Origin of the sequence: Dysosmobacter segnis (assembly GCF_014297285.1) — a bacterium.
Classification (GTDB): domain Bacteria; phylum Bacillota; class Clostridia; order Oscillospirales; family Oscillospiraceae; genus Oscillibacter; species Oscillibacter segnis.
The window spans coordinates 1-1,437 of record NZ_JACOQI010000076.1 but is presented as its reverse complement, the minus strand read 5'-3'; the positions used below and the strand labels follow the sequence as shown (position 1 = coordinate 1,437).

The following is a 1,437-nucleotide window of genomic DNA, read 5'->3' as shown; positions in this document are numbered from 1 at the left end:
CCCCCCCCCCCCCCCCCCCCCCCCCCCCCCCCCCCCCCCCCCCCCCCCCCCCCTTTTAGATGTGTATAAGAGACAGTCCAGGACATGGGGACTTCAGCTATGCAACCCATCGAAAATGCTCAACAGCGTGCATTCGCTGAGAGCGTCCAGCGACAACAGATCCAAAAACCAATCCCTGAACCCTACGTGGAGCCTGCTCCAGTTGCAACGCAAAGCCCAGGCGGCGTAGCTAACCACGATCAGATTGACGCTAGCCGTCCTTACGATGTGGTCGTCCTGGATAACGGTACTGAAATCCGTCCTGCTCACCTGAGCGGTTGGGAACGTACCTGGTCGATCGAAAGCCCTTGGCCATTGGCGTTTGACCCTACCACCCACATGAAGTTCCATATCCGTACTCCAAACGGCGACGGTAGCTTCACTGTGAAGGAAGTTGTCAAGGCAATTGCTGAAAGCGAGAAAGAAGCAATGGAATACTTGCAGCATGAAGTGCGTAACCAGAAGCCGTACGTCCTGGATGCTTCCAAGGCGCACATGCCAGTAGACTGGCAGGAAGTGGCAACTCTGGACAAGCCGCAGGTTACCCATGCGGACGACGGCACTGAAGTCCCAGTGGAGACTCCAGAAGTGAAAATCATCTCGACTGAGTTGACCGCACACTCGTTCGAAGAAGCAGAGATCAAGTACCTCGATGAAGTTATCGGCTTGGGCTCTGACGACGTCGACGGTAAGGTGCGTGAGTACTACTACCGTGACATGAAGCCAGTCAACGTTGATGGCAACATGATCGGTGTGATGATCGAACTGGGCAAGAAGACTACGCTGCACGATGCTGCGAAGTTCCTGCGCCTGCACCTTGAGAACGAAGAGATCACTCCTCGTCTCTACAACCTGCTGAACAATGACCTGACTGCTCGCGTTAACCAAGCGCTGGCGGTGAACCTCGGCTACGGCAATCGTCTGACGATCGCTGACTTTGTAATGGACATCGACGAACTCGGCGATGCTCTGCACGAAGATGCCATGGGTCTGCTGTACTCGTTGTTGAACACCGAACGTGCGTCGGACATCCTCAACGCTGTAACCAATATCCTCAAGGGTGAGGAATACTGGGAATACCTGGCCAAGCTGGGTCGCAACCTGAACAAAGAGCACAAAGGCGAAGTGATGCAGATCCTGGCTCGTTACGAGCTGAACTCTGTAACACACGTACCATGGGCACTGGAGCTGTACGCTGGGGCTGAGGCACAGTCCTTGAAAGCCAGTGACAACCCTGCGGTGCACAAAGGGCTGGCGGCGTTGCTTACTCGTACTGGTAGCAAGGGTACGAAGTTTGCACACCACTACATCGTTGACGTGAACGATCTGTCTCTTATACACATCTGGGTTCTCGGGGGGGGGCGGGGGGGGGGGGGGGGGGGGGGGGGGGGGGGGGGG

1 protein-coding gene is annotated in these 1,437 nt (G+C 56.4%); it reads left to right on the top strand.

The features are described from left to right. Positions 1-99: 99 nt before the first annotated feature. Positions 100-1,437, top strand: a 1,338-nt coding sequence (locus H8Z83_RS19005) for a hypothetical protein (RefSeq protein ID WP_187016462.1), incomplete at its 3' end; no start/stop codon positions are given.